Below are 13,692 nucleotides of genomic sequence, written 5' to 3' on the forward strand. Positions count from 1 at the left end.
TTGTGACCAGTCCCTACCGCGCGATATTCGCGGCGCCCGGCACTCGTGCCTTCTCCGCCGCGGGACTGGTCGGGCGGATGCCGCTGTCGATGCTCGGGATCGGCATCGTGACGATGATCTCGCAGGTCTCCGGGCAGTACGGGCTCGCCGGCGCGCTGTCGGCGACCGCCGCGCTGTCCGGCGCGGCGGTCGGACCCCAGGTCTCCCGGCTGGTGGACAGGTACGGCCAGGCGCGGGTGCTGCGGCCGGCCGCGGCGATCACGGTGGTCTCGGTGCTGACGCTGCTGTCCGCGGTGAAGGCCGGGGCGCCGCACTGGCTGTTCTTCGTGTGCGCGGTGGGCGTCGGCGCCACCCCGAGCCTGGGCGCGATGGTGCGGGCCCGCTGGTCGGCCATCCACCGGGGGGCGCCGGAACTCCTGCACACCGCTTATTCGTTCGAGTCGGTGGTGGACGAGATCGTCTTCATCCTCGGCCCGATCCTGTCGATCGGGCTGTGCACGGTCTGGTTCGCCGAGGCGGGGCCGCTGCTCGCCGCCGTCTTCCTGGGCCTCGGCGTGCTGCTGCTGACCGCGCAGCGCCGCACCGAGCCGCAGCCGCATCCGCGCGCCCTGCGGGCGGGAGGCTCGGCGCTGCGCGCGCCCGGCATGCCGGTGCTCTTCGGGGTCTTCGTCGGCACCGGGATGATCTTCGGCGCCGTCGACGTGATCACCCTGGCGTTCGCCGACGAGCGCGGCCACAAGCCGGCGGCCAGCCTGGTGCTGGCGACCTACGCCCTCGGCTCCTGCCTGGCCGGACTGGCGTTCGGCCTGATCACACCGCGTGGCACCGCGCAGGGGAGGTTCCTGCTGGGCGTCTGCCTGATGGCGGTGAGTATGATCCCGCCACTACTGGTCGGAAACCTGGTGTTCCTGGCCATGGCGCTGTTCTTCTCCGGTCTGACGATCGCACCGACCATGGTGACGTCGATCAACCTGGTCGAACGGCTGGTACCGCGGGCGCAGCTGACCGAGGGCATCACGTGGACCTCCACGGGTCTCGCGGTCGGGGTGGCCCTGGGCGCCGGGCTCGCCGGCCGGGCGACCGACGCGTACGGTGCCTCGGCGGCCTTCGCGGTGCCCGCCGGCGCGGCGCTGCTCGCCGCGGTGGTGGCAGGACTCGGGTACCGCCGGCTGCGGCCGGCGGCGGAGCGGGAGGAGCCGCGCGGTGGGTACGACGACAGGCACGGCACGGTCGACGCGGTCGACGGACACGAAGGTGTGGCGTAACTGGGCGGGCAACGTCACCGCGCGCCCGGCGCGCACGGTGGCACCGGCCTCGGCCGACGAGCTCGCCGCGGTGCTGCGGGTGGCCGCCGCGGACGGCCTGACGGCCAAAGCGGTCGGCTCCGGCCACTCCTTCACCGCCGCCGCCGCGACCGGCGGGGTGCTGATCCGTCCCGAGCGGCTGACCGCGATCCGCTCCATCGACCGGGCGGCGGGCACCGTGACCGCCGAGGCCGGGGTGCAGCTCAGGCAGCTCAACGCGGCGCTGGCCGCCGAGGGCCTGTCGCTGACCAACATGGGCGACATCATGGAGCAGACGGTGGCCGGCGCCACCAGCACCGGCACCCACGGCACCGGCCGCGACTCGGGCGCGATCGCCGCGCAGATCACCGCGCTGGAGATCGTCACCGCGGACGGCTCGGTGCTCACCTGTTCGGCCGACGAGCGGCCCGAGGTCTTCGCCGCGGCCCGGGTCGGCCTGGGCGCGCTCGGCGTGATCAGCGCGGTCACCTTCGCCGTCGAGCCGGTCTTCCTGCTGACCGCCCGCGAGGAGCCGATGGCCTTCGACCGGGTGATGTCCGAATTCGACGCGCTGACCACGGAGAACGAGCACTTCGAGTTCTACTGGTTCCCGCACACCGACAGCTGCAACACCAAGCGCAACAACCGCAGCCAGGGGCCCGCGGCGCCGCTTCCCGCGGTCCGCGGCTGGATCGACGACGAACTGCTCTCCAACGGCGTCTTCAAGGCCGCCTGCGCGCTGGGCAGGGCCGCCCCCGCCGCCATCCCCGGCATCGCCAGGATCTCCAGCCGGGCGCTGTCGGCCCGCACCTACACCGACCTCCCCTACAAGGTCTTCACCAGCCCGCGCCGGGTGCGCTTCGTGGAGATGGAGTACGCGGTGCCCAGGGAGGCGGCGGTCGAGGCGATCCGGGAGCTCAAGGCGATGGTCGAGCGGTCCTCGCTGCGGATCAGCTTCCCGGTGGAGGTACGGGTCGCGCCGGCCGACGACATCGCGCTGTCGACCGCTTCCGGCCGGGACAGCGCGTACATCGCGGTGCATATGTACCGCGGCAGCAGATACCAGGAGTACTTCACCGCGGTGGAGAAGATCATGACCGAGCGGGGCGGGCGGCCGCACTGGGGCAAGATGCACACCAGGGACGCGGAATACTTCCGCACCGCCTATCCGCGGTTCGGCGAGTTCACCGCGCTGCGCGACCGGCTGGACCCGGAACGGCTGTTCGGCAACGACTACCTCCGGCGGGTACTTGGTTCGTAGCCCTTCGTCCCCATTTAGGCCCGGCGCGCGCCACGGACGAGTGACCCGCGTCACCCAACTCCCGCTCCGCGCACCACATTCGGCGGCGCGGCAGCCGCCCCCCGCTGGCCCAAATGGAGTACCGTGACGAATCCGTGCTCCCGGTTGCCCGTCCGGTCGCCCGGACGAACGGGAGGAAGCCTCCACGGCGCTCGTCCCGGTGTGCGGAGATCGGTCACACTGAGTGGCCAATCGACCACCGTCCCATAACGGCGTGTCACCAGCCAGTGCCGACACGCCGGGTAACTCTGCAAGGTTGTGGCACGCTGCACCCGGGCAGGCCACACTCGTCCAACGGGAGCAGCGACGCAACCGACGTCGGCAGGCACCACCCGGGAGGTAACCGTGCCCGAACTGCGCGTCGTGGCCGTCAGCAACGACGGCACACGACTGGTGCTCAAGGCTGCCGACAGCACGGAATACACACTCCCGATCGACGAGCGGCTGCGTGCCGCCGTCCGCAACGACCGGGCCAGGCTGGGCCAGATCGAGATCGAGGTCGAGAGCCATCTGCGGCCCCGCGACATCCAGGCGCGTATACGCTCGGGTGCCTCCGCGGAGGAGGTCGCGCAGATGGCCGGCATCCCGGTGGAACGGGTGCGCCGGTTCGAGGGTCCCGTACTGGCCGAGCGCGCCTTCATGGCCGAGCGGGCCAGGAAGACCCCGGTCAGGCGGCAGGGCGAGAGCACAGGCCCGCAACTGGGCGAGGCGGTGGCCGAACGCCTGCTGCTGCGCGGCGCGGAGAAGGAGACCGTGCTGTGGGACTCCTGGCGGCGCGACGACGGCACCTGGGAGGTGCTGCTGGTCTACCGGGTCGCCGGTGAGCCGCACTCGGCGAGCTGGACCTACGACCCGCCGCGCCGACTGGTGCAGGCCGTCGACGACGAGGCCAGGTCGCTGATCGGCGAGACCACCCAGGCGCAGTCGCAGGCACAGGAGCCGAGCTTCCCGTTCGTGCCGCGGATCGCCAGGCTGCCCAGGGACCGCCCGCTGGACCGGGCGCTCGACCGGCAGTTGGACCGCCAGGACCGCGATCCGCGGGAGCCGCGCGAGGCCAGGGAGGCGCGGGCCGACGAGCGGGCCGTCGCCGCCACGGCCGAGCCGGAGGAGCGCGACTCGCTGACCAGCCTGCTGGAGGCGGTGCCGAGTTTCCGCGGCGACATGGTCGTGCCCGCGCCGCCGACGGTCCCGCCGGACCCGGTGCCCGCGGTGCAGGAGCCTGCGGCCGAGGTCGAGCAGGAGACGGCCGCGCCGGCCGCCAGCGCGGGGTCGGCGTACGCCGACGTCCTGATGCCGCGGGCCGTCGCGGGCCACCGCGACCGGCTGGTCGGCACCACCGACCGCCAGGCCGAGGCGGACGGCGTCCGCCCCGGCCGCCGGGCGACGGTCCCCAGCTGGGACGAGATCGTCTTCGGCAGCCGCCGCAAGAAGCAGGAGTAGCCTCCGCCGGCCGCGCTGGTTCCGACCTCCCCCTTCGCCGGGGGCTGCCCCTCCGCGGGCGCGGTGGTTCGGGCCTGCACCCCTGGGCGGGGGGTGCCTCTCCGGTGCGGTGGTTCCGGCCTGCACTTGCCGGTAGGGATGCGCCCTCAGGGGCGCGTGCGACCAGCCACCCGCCGGTGGTCCGGTACGCACCGGGGTGCCCCCTCGCGCCGGTGGCGACCCGCGCGGCGGCCGCCGCTTGCTCGCGCCGTTCCCCGCGCCCCTCAGGGGTACCCCCTGCCGTTGGCGGCGGGCTCTTCAAGGCGACACCACCTCGCGGGGGGCCCGAGGGGCTGCGCGTGCGACCAGCCACCCGCCGGTGGTCCGGTACGCACCGGGGTGCCCCCTCGCGCCGGTGGCGACCCGCGCGGCGGCCGCCGGTTGCTCGCGCCGTTCCCCGCGCCCCTGAGGGGCGCCCCTGCCGTTGGCGGCGGGCTCCTCAAGGGCCGCGCCCTTGAGAGGCCCGCTCGTCCCGGAGGGGGGAGGTCAGGAGGGGGAAGGGCCAGTGGCAACGGGGCGGTTCGGGTCGGAGACCCATTCGCTCCAGGAGCCCGGGTAGAGGGTGGCCGGGATGCCCGCCTCGGCCAGGGCGAGGATCTGGTGGGCGGCGGAGACGCCGGAGCCGCAGTAGACGCCGACCTCCGTGCCGGGCGTCGCGCCCAGCGCGGTGAAGCGGGCGGCGAGCTGCGCGGCGGGCAGGAACGTACCGTCGGGGGCGGCGTTGTCCGTGGTGGGGGCGTTGACCGCGCCGGGGATGTGGCCGGCCACCGGGTCGATGGGCTCGGTCTCGCCGCGGTAGCGCTCGCCCGCGCGGGCGTCGAGCAGCAGTCCGCGGCGGGCCAGCGCGGCGGCGCCCTCCGCGTCCACCACCGGCATCCCGCCGGGCCGCGGCACGAAGTCCCCCTCGCCCGGCGGCGGCTCCTGCGTGCTCAGCTCCTGGCCCGCCGCGCGCCACGCGGCCAGCCCGCCGTCCAGCACCCGGACCCGGCGGTGGCCGGCCCAGCGCAGCAGCCACCAGGCGCGGGCCGGGCCCCAGCCGTTCCAGTCGTCGTAGACGACCACGTCGGTGTCCGCGCCGACCCCGGCGCGCCGCATGGCCGCGCCGAACTCCTCGGCGTCCGGCAGCGGATGCCGTCCCGCCGCTCCCGGCGGCGCCGCCAGGTCGGCGTCCAGGTCGACGTAACGCGCCCCGGCGATGTGGCCCTTGGCGTATTCGCCCTGCCCGGACGGACCGCCCATCCGGTAGCGCACGTCCATCAGGACCGGCTGTACGGGTGCGGCGGCCAACTCGGCCGCGCTGATGAGAAATTCCATGCACCTATTGTGGAGGCCCGGGCGTTGTACCGGGTGTGCCGGCCGCGTACCGCCTCCGTCGGTGCCGCCGTCGGCCGTGCCGACTCCCGCGGGAAGCCGGGCAGGCAGCGGGCTGCCCATGAGGAGAGCGTTCGCATGACCACCGAGGTACCGTCCCGGCGTCTGCCCGGTACACCCTGCTGGGGCAGTCTGATGGCGCACCGGGCCGGCCCGGCCCGGGACTTCTACGGGGCGCTGCTCGGCTGGGAGTTCACCCCGGGCCCCGAGCAGCTCGGCTGGTACGCGCTCGCCGGGGCCGGCAGGCTGCGGGTGGCCGGCATCGGCGCGGGCGAGCCGGAGTCGCAGCAGCCGGTGTCGTGGACCACGATGCTGGCCGTCGACGACGCCGACCGCGCCGCGGAGTCGGTGCGGGAGTGCGGCGGCACGGTGGGCATCGGCCCGCTCAACGTCGGCGATGACGGCCGGCTGGCCTTCGCCGTCGACCCGTCGGGCGCCGTCTTCGGCATCTGGCAGGGCGCCCCGTTCGGCGGCCCGGACGCTGCCGGCGTGCCCGGGTCGGTGGCATGGAGCGAACTGGTCACGAACGACTCGACGCTGGTCGGCAAGTTCTACGAGGCCGTCTTCGGCCTCGCGTTCGAGCGGCAGGGGGCGGCCGGGGACGACGAGGACCTGGCCGTCCTCACCGTGGACGGCCAGGCGGTGGCCGGCGTCCACGGTGTCGGCCAGGCCCTGTCGCAGGACCGCGGCGCGCATTGGACGACGGCCTTCGCCGTCGAGGACGTCGAGGCCGCCGCCGCGCTGGCCGCCCGGCTCGGCGGCCGGGTGCTCACCGCACCGCACCCGGGACCGCGGGGGCTGACGGCCGTGCTGGCCGATCCGGAGGGCGCCGCCTTCTCCGTCCTCGCCCTGCCCTGACGGGCCCGCCCCAGGCCGTGTCTGACAGATCCCGCCTGGCCCGCGGTGTCCGGCCCGCCCTACGCCACCTCGACCGGCGGGGTGCCGGAGAGCAGGTGGGGGGCGCCGGCGAGGACCAGGCCCGCCGCGCCGCGGACCTCGGCGCCGTCGCCGAGCCCGCCGGTGACGATCTCGACGCCGCGCGCGGCCGAGGGCAGGGTGTGCCGCCGGACTCCGGCACGCAGCGGTTCGAGCAGGTCCTCGCCGGCCCCCGCGAGGTCGCCGCCGACCACGATGAGCCGCGGGTTGAGCAGCGTGACCAGCGTGGACAGCGCCCGCCCCACCGCGTCGCCGGCGTCGCGGACGGCCCGCAGCGCCCCGGTGTTGCGCTGCTTGATCAGCGCGGGCAGGTCGCGCGCGGCGATCTGCCGGCCCCAGCTCTGGGTCAGCAGCCGGGCGATGGCCACCGGGCTCGCCACCGTCTCCAGGCAGCCGCGGTTGCCGCAGCGGCAGATGAGGCCGTCGGTGATGAGCGGCAGGTGACCGATCTCGCCGGCCAGTCCGCGCGCCCCCAGCAGCAACTGCCCGTTGCTGACGATGCCGGCGCCGATACCGGCCGACAGCCGTACGTAGACCATGTCCTCGACCTGCCGCCCGGCGCCGTACATCAGCTCGGCCAGCGCCCCGGCGTTCGCGTCGTTGGTGACGCGGACCGGGAGGGCGGTGCGGTGCCGCAGCTCCTCCGTCAGGTGCAGGCCGACCCAGCCCGGCATGATGCCCTCGGCGCCGAGTTCGCCGCTGCCCTTCTCGACCGGGGAGGCGATGCCCGCGCCGATGCCGAGCACCCGGCTGCGGGCGACGCCGGTCTCCTGGAGCGCGCGGCCGACGAGGACGGCGACCAGGTCGAGGGTCTCCCCGGGGGCGCGGTCGACGTCCTTGGCGACCCAGTGCTCCCACAGCACCGTGCCGAACAGGTCGCAGAGGTTCACCCGTACGTGCTGGTGGCCGATGTCCGCGCCGATGGCGTAGCCCGCGGTCGGCACCAGGGACAGCGACTGCGCGGGGCGCCCGGTGCGGCGCGGTTCGGGGTCGTCGGTGTCCGGCTCCTCCTCGGTGACCAGGCCGACCGCGATGAGGTCGGCGACCAGCGAGGAGACGGTGGCCCGGGACAGGCCGGTGACCCGTACCAGTTCGGGACGGCTGCTGCGCTGTGTGGTGTGCAGGGCTTCGAGGACCCGGAGCCTTCCGACCTCGCGCAGGTTGACTGGTGTGTCGATCGTGACCCCCGGGGTGTGTGCATGCCGGTGTGCGGCTGTCGGGTCCGCGTACCGCGCCCTCTTGCGTCCGGCCCGGTCAAGAGCCTTGACTTATGACGAAGTTCAGGCAGAAACTCGCGAACTGTTCTATCCAACTCCAAGAGTTTCAGTCGATGCCGGATGAATAACGATTCACGGCCCAGCGCCGCCCGAGGAGGACGCACGTGACGACGACAGCACCGCAGGCCCTACGGATCGGCATGGTAGGTCATGCCTTCATGGGGGCGGCGCACTCGCACGCGTGGCGCACCGCGGGGCGCTTCTTCGAGCTGCCGCTGCGGGTCGAGATGACCGCGGTCTGCGGCCGGTCGGCCGAGCGCGTGCGGCAGGCGGCCGAGCAGTACGGCTGGCAGTCCGCCGAGACCGACTGGCGGGAGCTGATCGCCCGCCCCGACATCGACGTGGTGGACATCTGCACGCCCGGTGACAGCCACGCCGAGATCGCGCTGGCGGCGCTGGCCGCGGGCAAGCACGTGCTGTGCGAGAAGCCGCTGGCCAACTCGGTGCGCGAGGCCGAGGAGATGGCCGCGGCGGCGCAGAAGGCCGCGGCGGACGGCGTCCGTTCCATGGTGGCCTTCAACTACCGCAGGGTGCCCGCGCTCGCGCTGGCCAGGCAGCTGGTCGAGCAGGGCAGGCTGGGCACCATCCACCAGGTACGGGCGCAGTATCTGCAGGACTGGCTGGTGGACCCGGAGTTCCCGCTGGCCTGGCGGCTGCGCAAGGACCGGGCGGGCTCGGGCGCGCTCGGCGACCTCGGCGCGCACAGCATCGACGTGGCCCAGTATCTGACCGGGCAGCGGATCTCCTCGGTGGGCGCGGTGCTGGAGACGTTCGTGACCGAGCGCCCGCTGCCGGCCAGCTCCAGCGGCCTGTCGGGGACGGCGAGCAGCGAGCGCGGCGCGGTGACGGTGGACGACGCGGCGCTGTTCACCGCCCGCTTCGACGGCGGCGCGATCGGCGTGTTCGAGGCGACGCGCTTCGCCACCGGGCACAAGAACGCGATGCGGATCGAGATCAGCGGCTCGGCAGGCAGCCTGGCCTTCGACGCGGAGTCGATGAACGAACTGTCCTTCCACGACCGCTCCGAGGACGCCTCGACGGCCGGCTTCCGCCGCGTCCTGGTGACCGAGCCGACCCACCCGTATCTGGACGCCTGGTGGCCGCCGGGCCACCTGATCGGCTACGAGCACACCTTCACCCACCAGGTGCGCGACTTCGTCACGGCCGTCGCGGAGGGTACGGACCCGCGGCCGTCGTTCGGCGACGGGCTGCAGGTGCAGAAGGTGCTCGCGGCCGTCGAGTCCAGCGCGGCGGCGCTCGGCGTCCACATCCCGGTGCAGGGCGCCGCCCCGCTCTCCTGAGCCGCCCCTCCCCCGTACGACCGACCAGCCACCCACCCCCTGCCACCGGAGGACGCACATGGCACGACCCGTCACCCTCTTCACCGGCCAGTTCGCCGATCTGCCCTTCACCGAGGTGTGCCGGCTGGCCTCGCAGTGGGGCTACGACGGCCTGGAGATCGCCTGCTGGGGCGACCACTTCGACGTCGAGGCGGCACTGAGCGACGACGGCTACCTGCCGCGGCTGCGCGACACCCTGGACAAGCACGGGCTGCGCTGCTGGACGATCTCCTGCCACCTGACCGGGCAGGCGGTCTGCGACCACCCGATCGACGAGCGGCACAAGGGCATCCTGCCGTCCAGGATCTGGGGCGACGGCGAGCCCGAGGGGGTGCGCACCCGGGCCGCGGAGGAGATCAAGAACACCGCACGGGCGGCCGCCGCCTTCGGCGTGGACACCGTGGTGGGCTTCACCGGGTCGTCGATCTGGCACACGGTGGCGATGTTCCCGCCGGTGCCGCCGGAGATGATCGACCGCGGCTACCAGGACTTCGCCGACCGCTGGAATCCGATCCTGGACGTCTTCGACGAGGTGGGGGTGCGCTTCGCGCACGAGGTGCACCCCAGCGAGATCGCGTACGACTACTGGACGACCGTGCGCACCCTGGAGGCGATCGGCCACCGCCCGGCCTTCGGGCTGAACTTCGACCCCAGCCACTTCGTGTGGCAGGACCTGGACCCGGTCGGTTTCCTCTACGACTTCAAGGACCGCATCTACCACGTCGACTGCAAGGAGTCGGTCAAGCAGCTGAATGGGCGGAACGGCCGGCTCGGTTCGCATCTGCCGTGGGGCGACCCGCGGCGCGGCTGGGACTTCGTCTCGACCGGGCACGGCGACGTCCCGTGGGAGCCGGTCTTCCGGATGCTCAACAGCATCGGCTACGCGGGGCCGATCTCGGTGGAGTGGGAGGACGCCGGCATGGACCGGCTGCTGGGCGCGCCCGCCGCCCTCGCGCACGTCCGCGAACTGGCCGCGATCGAGCCGCCCGCCGCGTCCTTCGACTCGGCCTTCAGCTCCTCCTCGTGACCGCGCCGGCGACGGCCGCCCGCCCCGGGGTTCCGGGGCGGGCGGCCGTCGTGCCGTACGGGTCAGCCGCCGATCGCGACCGAGAACAGGTGCATGCCCACCTGGTGGTCGACCTGGGTCTTGCTGACGTCCGGCAGCGTGATCGCCTGGACGGTCTTGCCGGGCAGCAGGTCCACGGTCGCCGCCGAGATGTGCACGGCCTGGGTCTGCTGTCCGCCGCCGTTGTTCAGATACGGCGTGGTGGCGGCGAAGTCGCTGCCCTGGGTGGGTGATCCGGCCCACCAGTCCGACAGCGCCAGCGCGTAGGTCTGCACGGTGCCGTCGGTGTAGACGATGGTGCCGGTGCCCGAGGTGCTGCCGAAGGTGCTGGTGCCGACGAAGCCCAGCTTGCCGCCGGTGCCGGTGATCTCGACGGCCTGGCCGCCGGCCACGATGTTGTCGGGCTGCCCGGTGCCCGCGGTGGCGGGCCAGGGGAAGGACACCCCGTCGTGGTCGGTGCTCTCCCCGGCGTGCCAGCCCTGCGCGGCCAGCGCCTGCAGCGAGAAGCTGGCGCCCTCCGCGTCGATGCTGCCGGTGGTGGTGTGGGCGTCGTCGCTGATGCCGGAGTTGTTGTAGGCGGCGCTCACCGAGGCGTACGGCACGCTCACCGGTGCCTCGGCGCTGTGGGTGCCTGCCGGGGTGGCGACGGTGGCGTCCAGCGTGTAGTTGTCCGGGTCGGCGCCGGCCGGCACGGTGACCGACCAGGTGGTGCTGACCGACTGGCCCGGCCCGACCTGGTCGAAGGTCGCCGGGGTGGTCGCGGTCGCGGTCCAGCCGTCGGGGGCGGCGAGCGTGACCGTGATCCCCTGGACGGCGGAGGCGCTGCCGTTGGTGTAGGTGGTGGTCGCGGTCAGGGTGCTGCCGGCCTTGGCGATGGGCAGCGCCTTGAGGGTCAGGGTGTTGCGGACCACGACGGGCGCGGAGCCGGTGACCCCGCCGACGGTCGCCGAGACGGTCGCGACGCCGTCGGCCACCGCGTGGACGGTGCCGTCCTTGTCGACGCTGGCCACGGCCGGGTCGCTGCTGCGGTAGGTGACCTTGGCAGTGCTCAAGTCCACGAAGGACTGGTCGTTGTTGACCGCCTCCACGACGCCGTCCGCGGTGATCGAGGTGTCGCGCTGCTCCTTGGCGTGGTCGGTGTCGTCCTTGATCCACTTGTTCTTCGCGGCGAGGCTGAAGGTGTCGCCCGCGTTGTGGACCACGTCCTGCGGCTGCACGGTGACGGTCTGCACCTTGGGCGTCAGGGTGCCGGTGATCTTCACCGTGACGCTGCCCGCGGTGTGGGCGGAGTCCGGGCCGACCTGGAAGCGGTAGCCGCCGTCCGGCACGGTCTGCCGGGACGCGGAGGCGTCCCACGAGGACAGGTCGGCGGCCTTCACCGTGAGGGTGAGGTGCTGGCTCTTGCCCGGCTTGAGCACCTTGGTCTTGGCGAAGCCCGCCAGCCGCTCCTTGGGCAGTTCCACGCCCGGCACGGTGAAGGGCGTGGCCGCGTACAGCTGGGCGACGGTGGCGCCCGCGACCTTGCCGGTGTTGGTCACGTCGACGCCGATCTTCACGGTGCCGTCCGCGGTGATCTGCTGCTTGTTCGCGCTGACGCCGGTGAAGGAGAAGTTCGTGTAGCTCAGGCCGTAGCCGAAGGGGTAGGTCGGGGCGCCGGTGAAGTACTGGTAGGTGCGGCCCAGTCCGCCCGTCTCCCCGGGGGTCAGCCCGTAGTTCTGCTTGTCGGGCAGCTGCGAGTCGTCCTTGTACCAGGTGAAGTTGAGGTGGCCGGACGGGTTCTGCTCGCCGAAGAGCACGTCGGCCAGCGCGGTGCCCTGGGCCTGGCCGTTGTAGCCGCTGAAGACGATCGAGGACACCTTGTCCTGCTCGTCGTCGATCTTCACCGGGCCGTCGGACTGGATGACCAGCGCCAGCTTGTCGTTGCCGAGCGCCGCGGTCTGGTCGATCAGCGAGTCGTAGTTGCCGGGCATCGCGAGGTTGTCGCGGTCGTTGCCCTCGTCGCCGTTGGCCTTGGTCGTGCCGACGAAGACCACCACGAGGTCCGCGGCCTGGATGTCGGCCTTGGTGCGGTCGCCGAGGGTCGCCGCGCCGGTGGCGGTGGACGACGTGCCTGCCGCGTCGTAGACGACCGAGGCGGTCGGGTTAGCCGCGTGCACCTCGTTGAGCACGCCCTGCAGCGGGCTGGTGGTGTGGGTCGGCTCGCCCGAGTAGAGGCCGAGCGACGTGGTGTCGGCGAGGTCGCCGAGCACCACGATCTTCTTCGCCTTGGCCGGGTCGACCGGCAGCAGCGGCGCCTTGCCGGCGGCCGGCTTGGCGTTCTTCAGCAGCACCAGGGAGCTGTCGGCGACCTTTGCGGCCAGCGCCTGGTGGGCCGGGCTCTCGACCTGGTCCTTGGTGATGGAGGTGTACGGCACGGAGCCTGCCGGGTCGAACTCGCCGGTGGCCATCCGCACCGTGAAGACCTTGACCAGCGCGGTGTCGATGACCCCCTCGCTCAGGGCACCGGCCGAGATGGCCTCGGTGATGTTCGCGGTCGTCGCCTCGTCACCGGTGCAGTTCAGGTCGGTGCCGGCCCGCAGCGCGTACGCCTGGCCGCCGGCCTGCCCGGACATCGTCTTGCCGGTGGACGTCTCGGTCCAGGTCGGGTTGTCCTTGTGGTCGGTGGTCCAGCCGGGCGGAGCCCAGTCGTGCCCGCCGGGGAAGAGCCGCCAGTTGGTGCCCACCGCACCGCAGTCCGAGGTGATGTAGCCGTCGAAGCCGTAGGTGCGCTGGGCGAGTTCGTTGGTGGTGTAGGTGTCGGACACCGACGGGGTGCCGTTGATGGCGTTGTACGACGTCATCAGGCCGGCGACGTGCGCCTGCTCGATCAGGTCGCGGAACTGCGCGGTGTAGTAGTCGCGCAGGTCGGTGTCGTTGACGTCCGAGCTGATGCCGGTGCGGTTGTCCTCGACGTTGTTCAGGGCGTAGTGCTTGGCGGTCGCGGCGACCTTGAGGTAGCCGTTCTTCGAGCTGCCGTCCTGGTTGTTGCCCTGGTAGCCGTCGATGAACTGCCCGGCCATCTGCCCGACGAAGTACGGGTCCTCGCCGAAGGCCTCGTCGGTGCGGCCCCAGCGCGGGTCGCGGTCGAGGTTGACGGTCGGCGCCCAGTAGGTGAGCGAGCCGTAGTCGTCGGCGGACGGGCCGAGGTTGTTCTGCCCCTTGTCGAAGAGCGACTTGTCGAGGAAGCCGCGTACCTCGTCGGAGATCGCGGTGCTCTCCTGGTAGAGCAGGTCGCGGTCCCAGGACATCGACGAGGCGAAGTTGGTGGGAAAGCTGGTGGCGTGGACGCCGCCCTGGACGCCGCCGTTGTGCTGGTCGGCGCCGAGTTGGTTGACGCCGTGCTGGCCCTCGCTCCAGTAGGTGTACTGCTGGACGCCGAGCCGCGGGATGGCCGGGCCGCTGTTCGTACTGAGCTGCTGGACCTTCTCCTGCAGGGTCATCCGGGACACCAGGTCCGCGGCGCGCTCCTGGAAGGAGTAGTGGGTGTCCAGGTAGATCGGGGTGGCCGCGGCCGTCGCGCGCGGGGTGTCGGCCGCGGCCGTACTCCCGTAGCCCGCGGTCATCGCGGCAGCGCACGCCAAGGCGCACGCTGCCGCCAGTC

The 13,692-nt window shown here is 72.9% G+C and carries 9 protein-coding genes and 1 pseudogene; 6 read left to right on the forward strand and 4 right to left on the reverse strand.

The features are described 5' to 3' along the window. Nucleotides 1-2: 2 nt before the first annotated feature. From OG702_RS08910 to sepH, 3 genes are all read left to right on the forward strand, one after another. The gene (locus tag OG702_RS08910; RefSeq protein ID WP_327288301.1) at nt 3-1,265 is read left to right on the forward strand and encodes an MFS transporter; all 1,263 of its coding nucleotides are present in this window, start codon (nt 3-5) and stop codon (nt 1,263-1,265) included. Beyond that, complete coding sequence (locus tag OG702_RS08915; RefSeq protein ID WP_327288302.1) at nt 1,204-2,544, forward strand: D-arabinono-1,4-lactone oxidase; 1,341 nt, start codon at nt 1,204-1,206, stop codon at nt 2,542-2,544. Before OG702_RS08910 ends, OG702_RS08915 begins: the two co-directional genes overlap by 62 nt. A gap of 384 nt (nt 2,545-2,928) precedes the next feature. Next, complete coding sequence (sepH, locus tag OG702_RS08920) at nt 2,929-4,023, forward strand: septation protein SepH (protein WP_327288303.1); 1,095 nt, start codon at nt 2,929-2,931, stop codon at nt 4,021-4,023. 525 nt (nt 4,024-4,548) lie between these two features. Here the strand turns inward: sepH and OG702_RS08925 are convergent. Further along, a complete protein-coding gene (locus OG702_RS08925; protein ID WP_327288304.1) occupies nt 4,549-5,376 on the reverse strand; it encodes a sulfurtransferase in 828 nt (275 codons plus the stop codon). Between the two features lie 135 nt (nt 5,377-5,511). Here OG702_RS08925 and OG702_RS08930 point away from each other — a divergent pair, with 135 nt between their 5' ends. Beyond that, nucleotides 5,512-6,291, forward strand: a complete 780-nt coding sequence (locus tag OG702_RS08930) for a VOC family protein (RefSeq protein WP_327288305.1) — start codon at nt 5,512-5,514, stop codon at nt 6,289-6,291. Nucleotides 6,292-6,350: 59 nt separating this feature from the next. On the opposite strand, the gene OG702_RS08935 is transcribed toward OG702_RS08930, so the two are convergent. Together OG702_RS08935 and OG702_RS35445 are read right to left on the reverse strand one after the other, a co-directional pair. Further along, nucleotides 6,351-7,313 (reverse strand): ROK family protein, encoded by a 963-nt coding sequence (locus tag OG702_RS08935; RefSeq protein WP_327288306.1) that lies wholly within the window; start codon nt 7,311-7,313, stop codon nt 6,351-6,353. A 60-nt stretch (nt 7,314-7,373) separates the two neighbouring features. Then, nucleotides 7,374-7,547 (reverse strand): annotated as a pseudogene (locus OG702_RS35445) (MarR family transcriptional regulator); the annotation flags it as partial. A gap of 239 nt (nt 7,548-7,786) precedes the next feature. Between OG702_RS35445 and OG702_RS08940 the strand changes: the two are divergent. Both OG702_RS08940 and OG702_RS08945 read left to right on the forward strand, forming a co-directional pair. Beyond that, nucleotides 7,787-8,947, forward strand: coding sequence for a Gfo/Idh/MocA family protein (locus OG702_RS08940; RefSeq protein ID WP_327293154.1), 1,161 nt, complete (start codon nt 7,787-7,789; stop codon nt 8,945-8,947). A 58-nt stretch (nt 8,948-9,005) separates the two neighbouring features. Next, nucleotides 9,006-10,013, forward strand: a complete 1,008-nt coding sequence (locus OG702_RS08945; RefSeq protein WP_327288307.1) for a sugar phosphate isomerase/epimerase family protein — start codon at nt 9,006-9,008, stop codon at nt 10,011-10,013. A 62-nt stretch (nt 10,014-10,075) separates the two neighbouring features. Here OG702_RS08945 and OG702_RS08950 read toward each other — a convergent pair whose 3' ends face one another. Beyond that, the gene (locus OG702_RS08950) at nt 10,076-13,654 is read right to left on the reverse strand and encodes a glycoside hydrolase family 3 C-terminal domain-containing protein (RefSeq protein WP_327288308.1); all 3,579 of its coding nucleotides are present in this window, start codon (nt 13,652-13,654) and stop codon (nt 10,076-10,078) included. Nucleotides 13,655-13,692: the final 38 nt, after the last annotated feature.

Source organism: Streptomyces sp. NBC_01198 (genome assembly GCF_036010485.1).
In the GTDB taxonomy this organism is placed as follows: Bacteria; Actinomycetota; Actinomycetes; order Streptomycetales; family Streptomycetaceae; genus Actinacidiphila.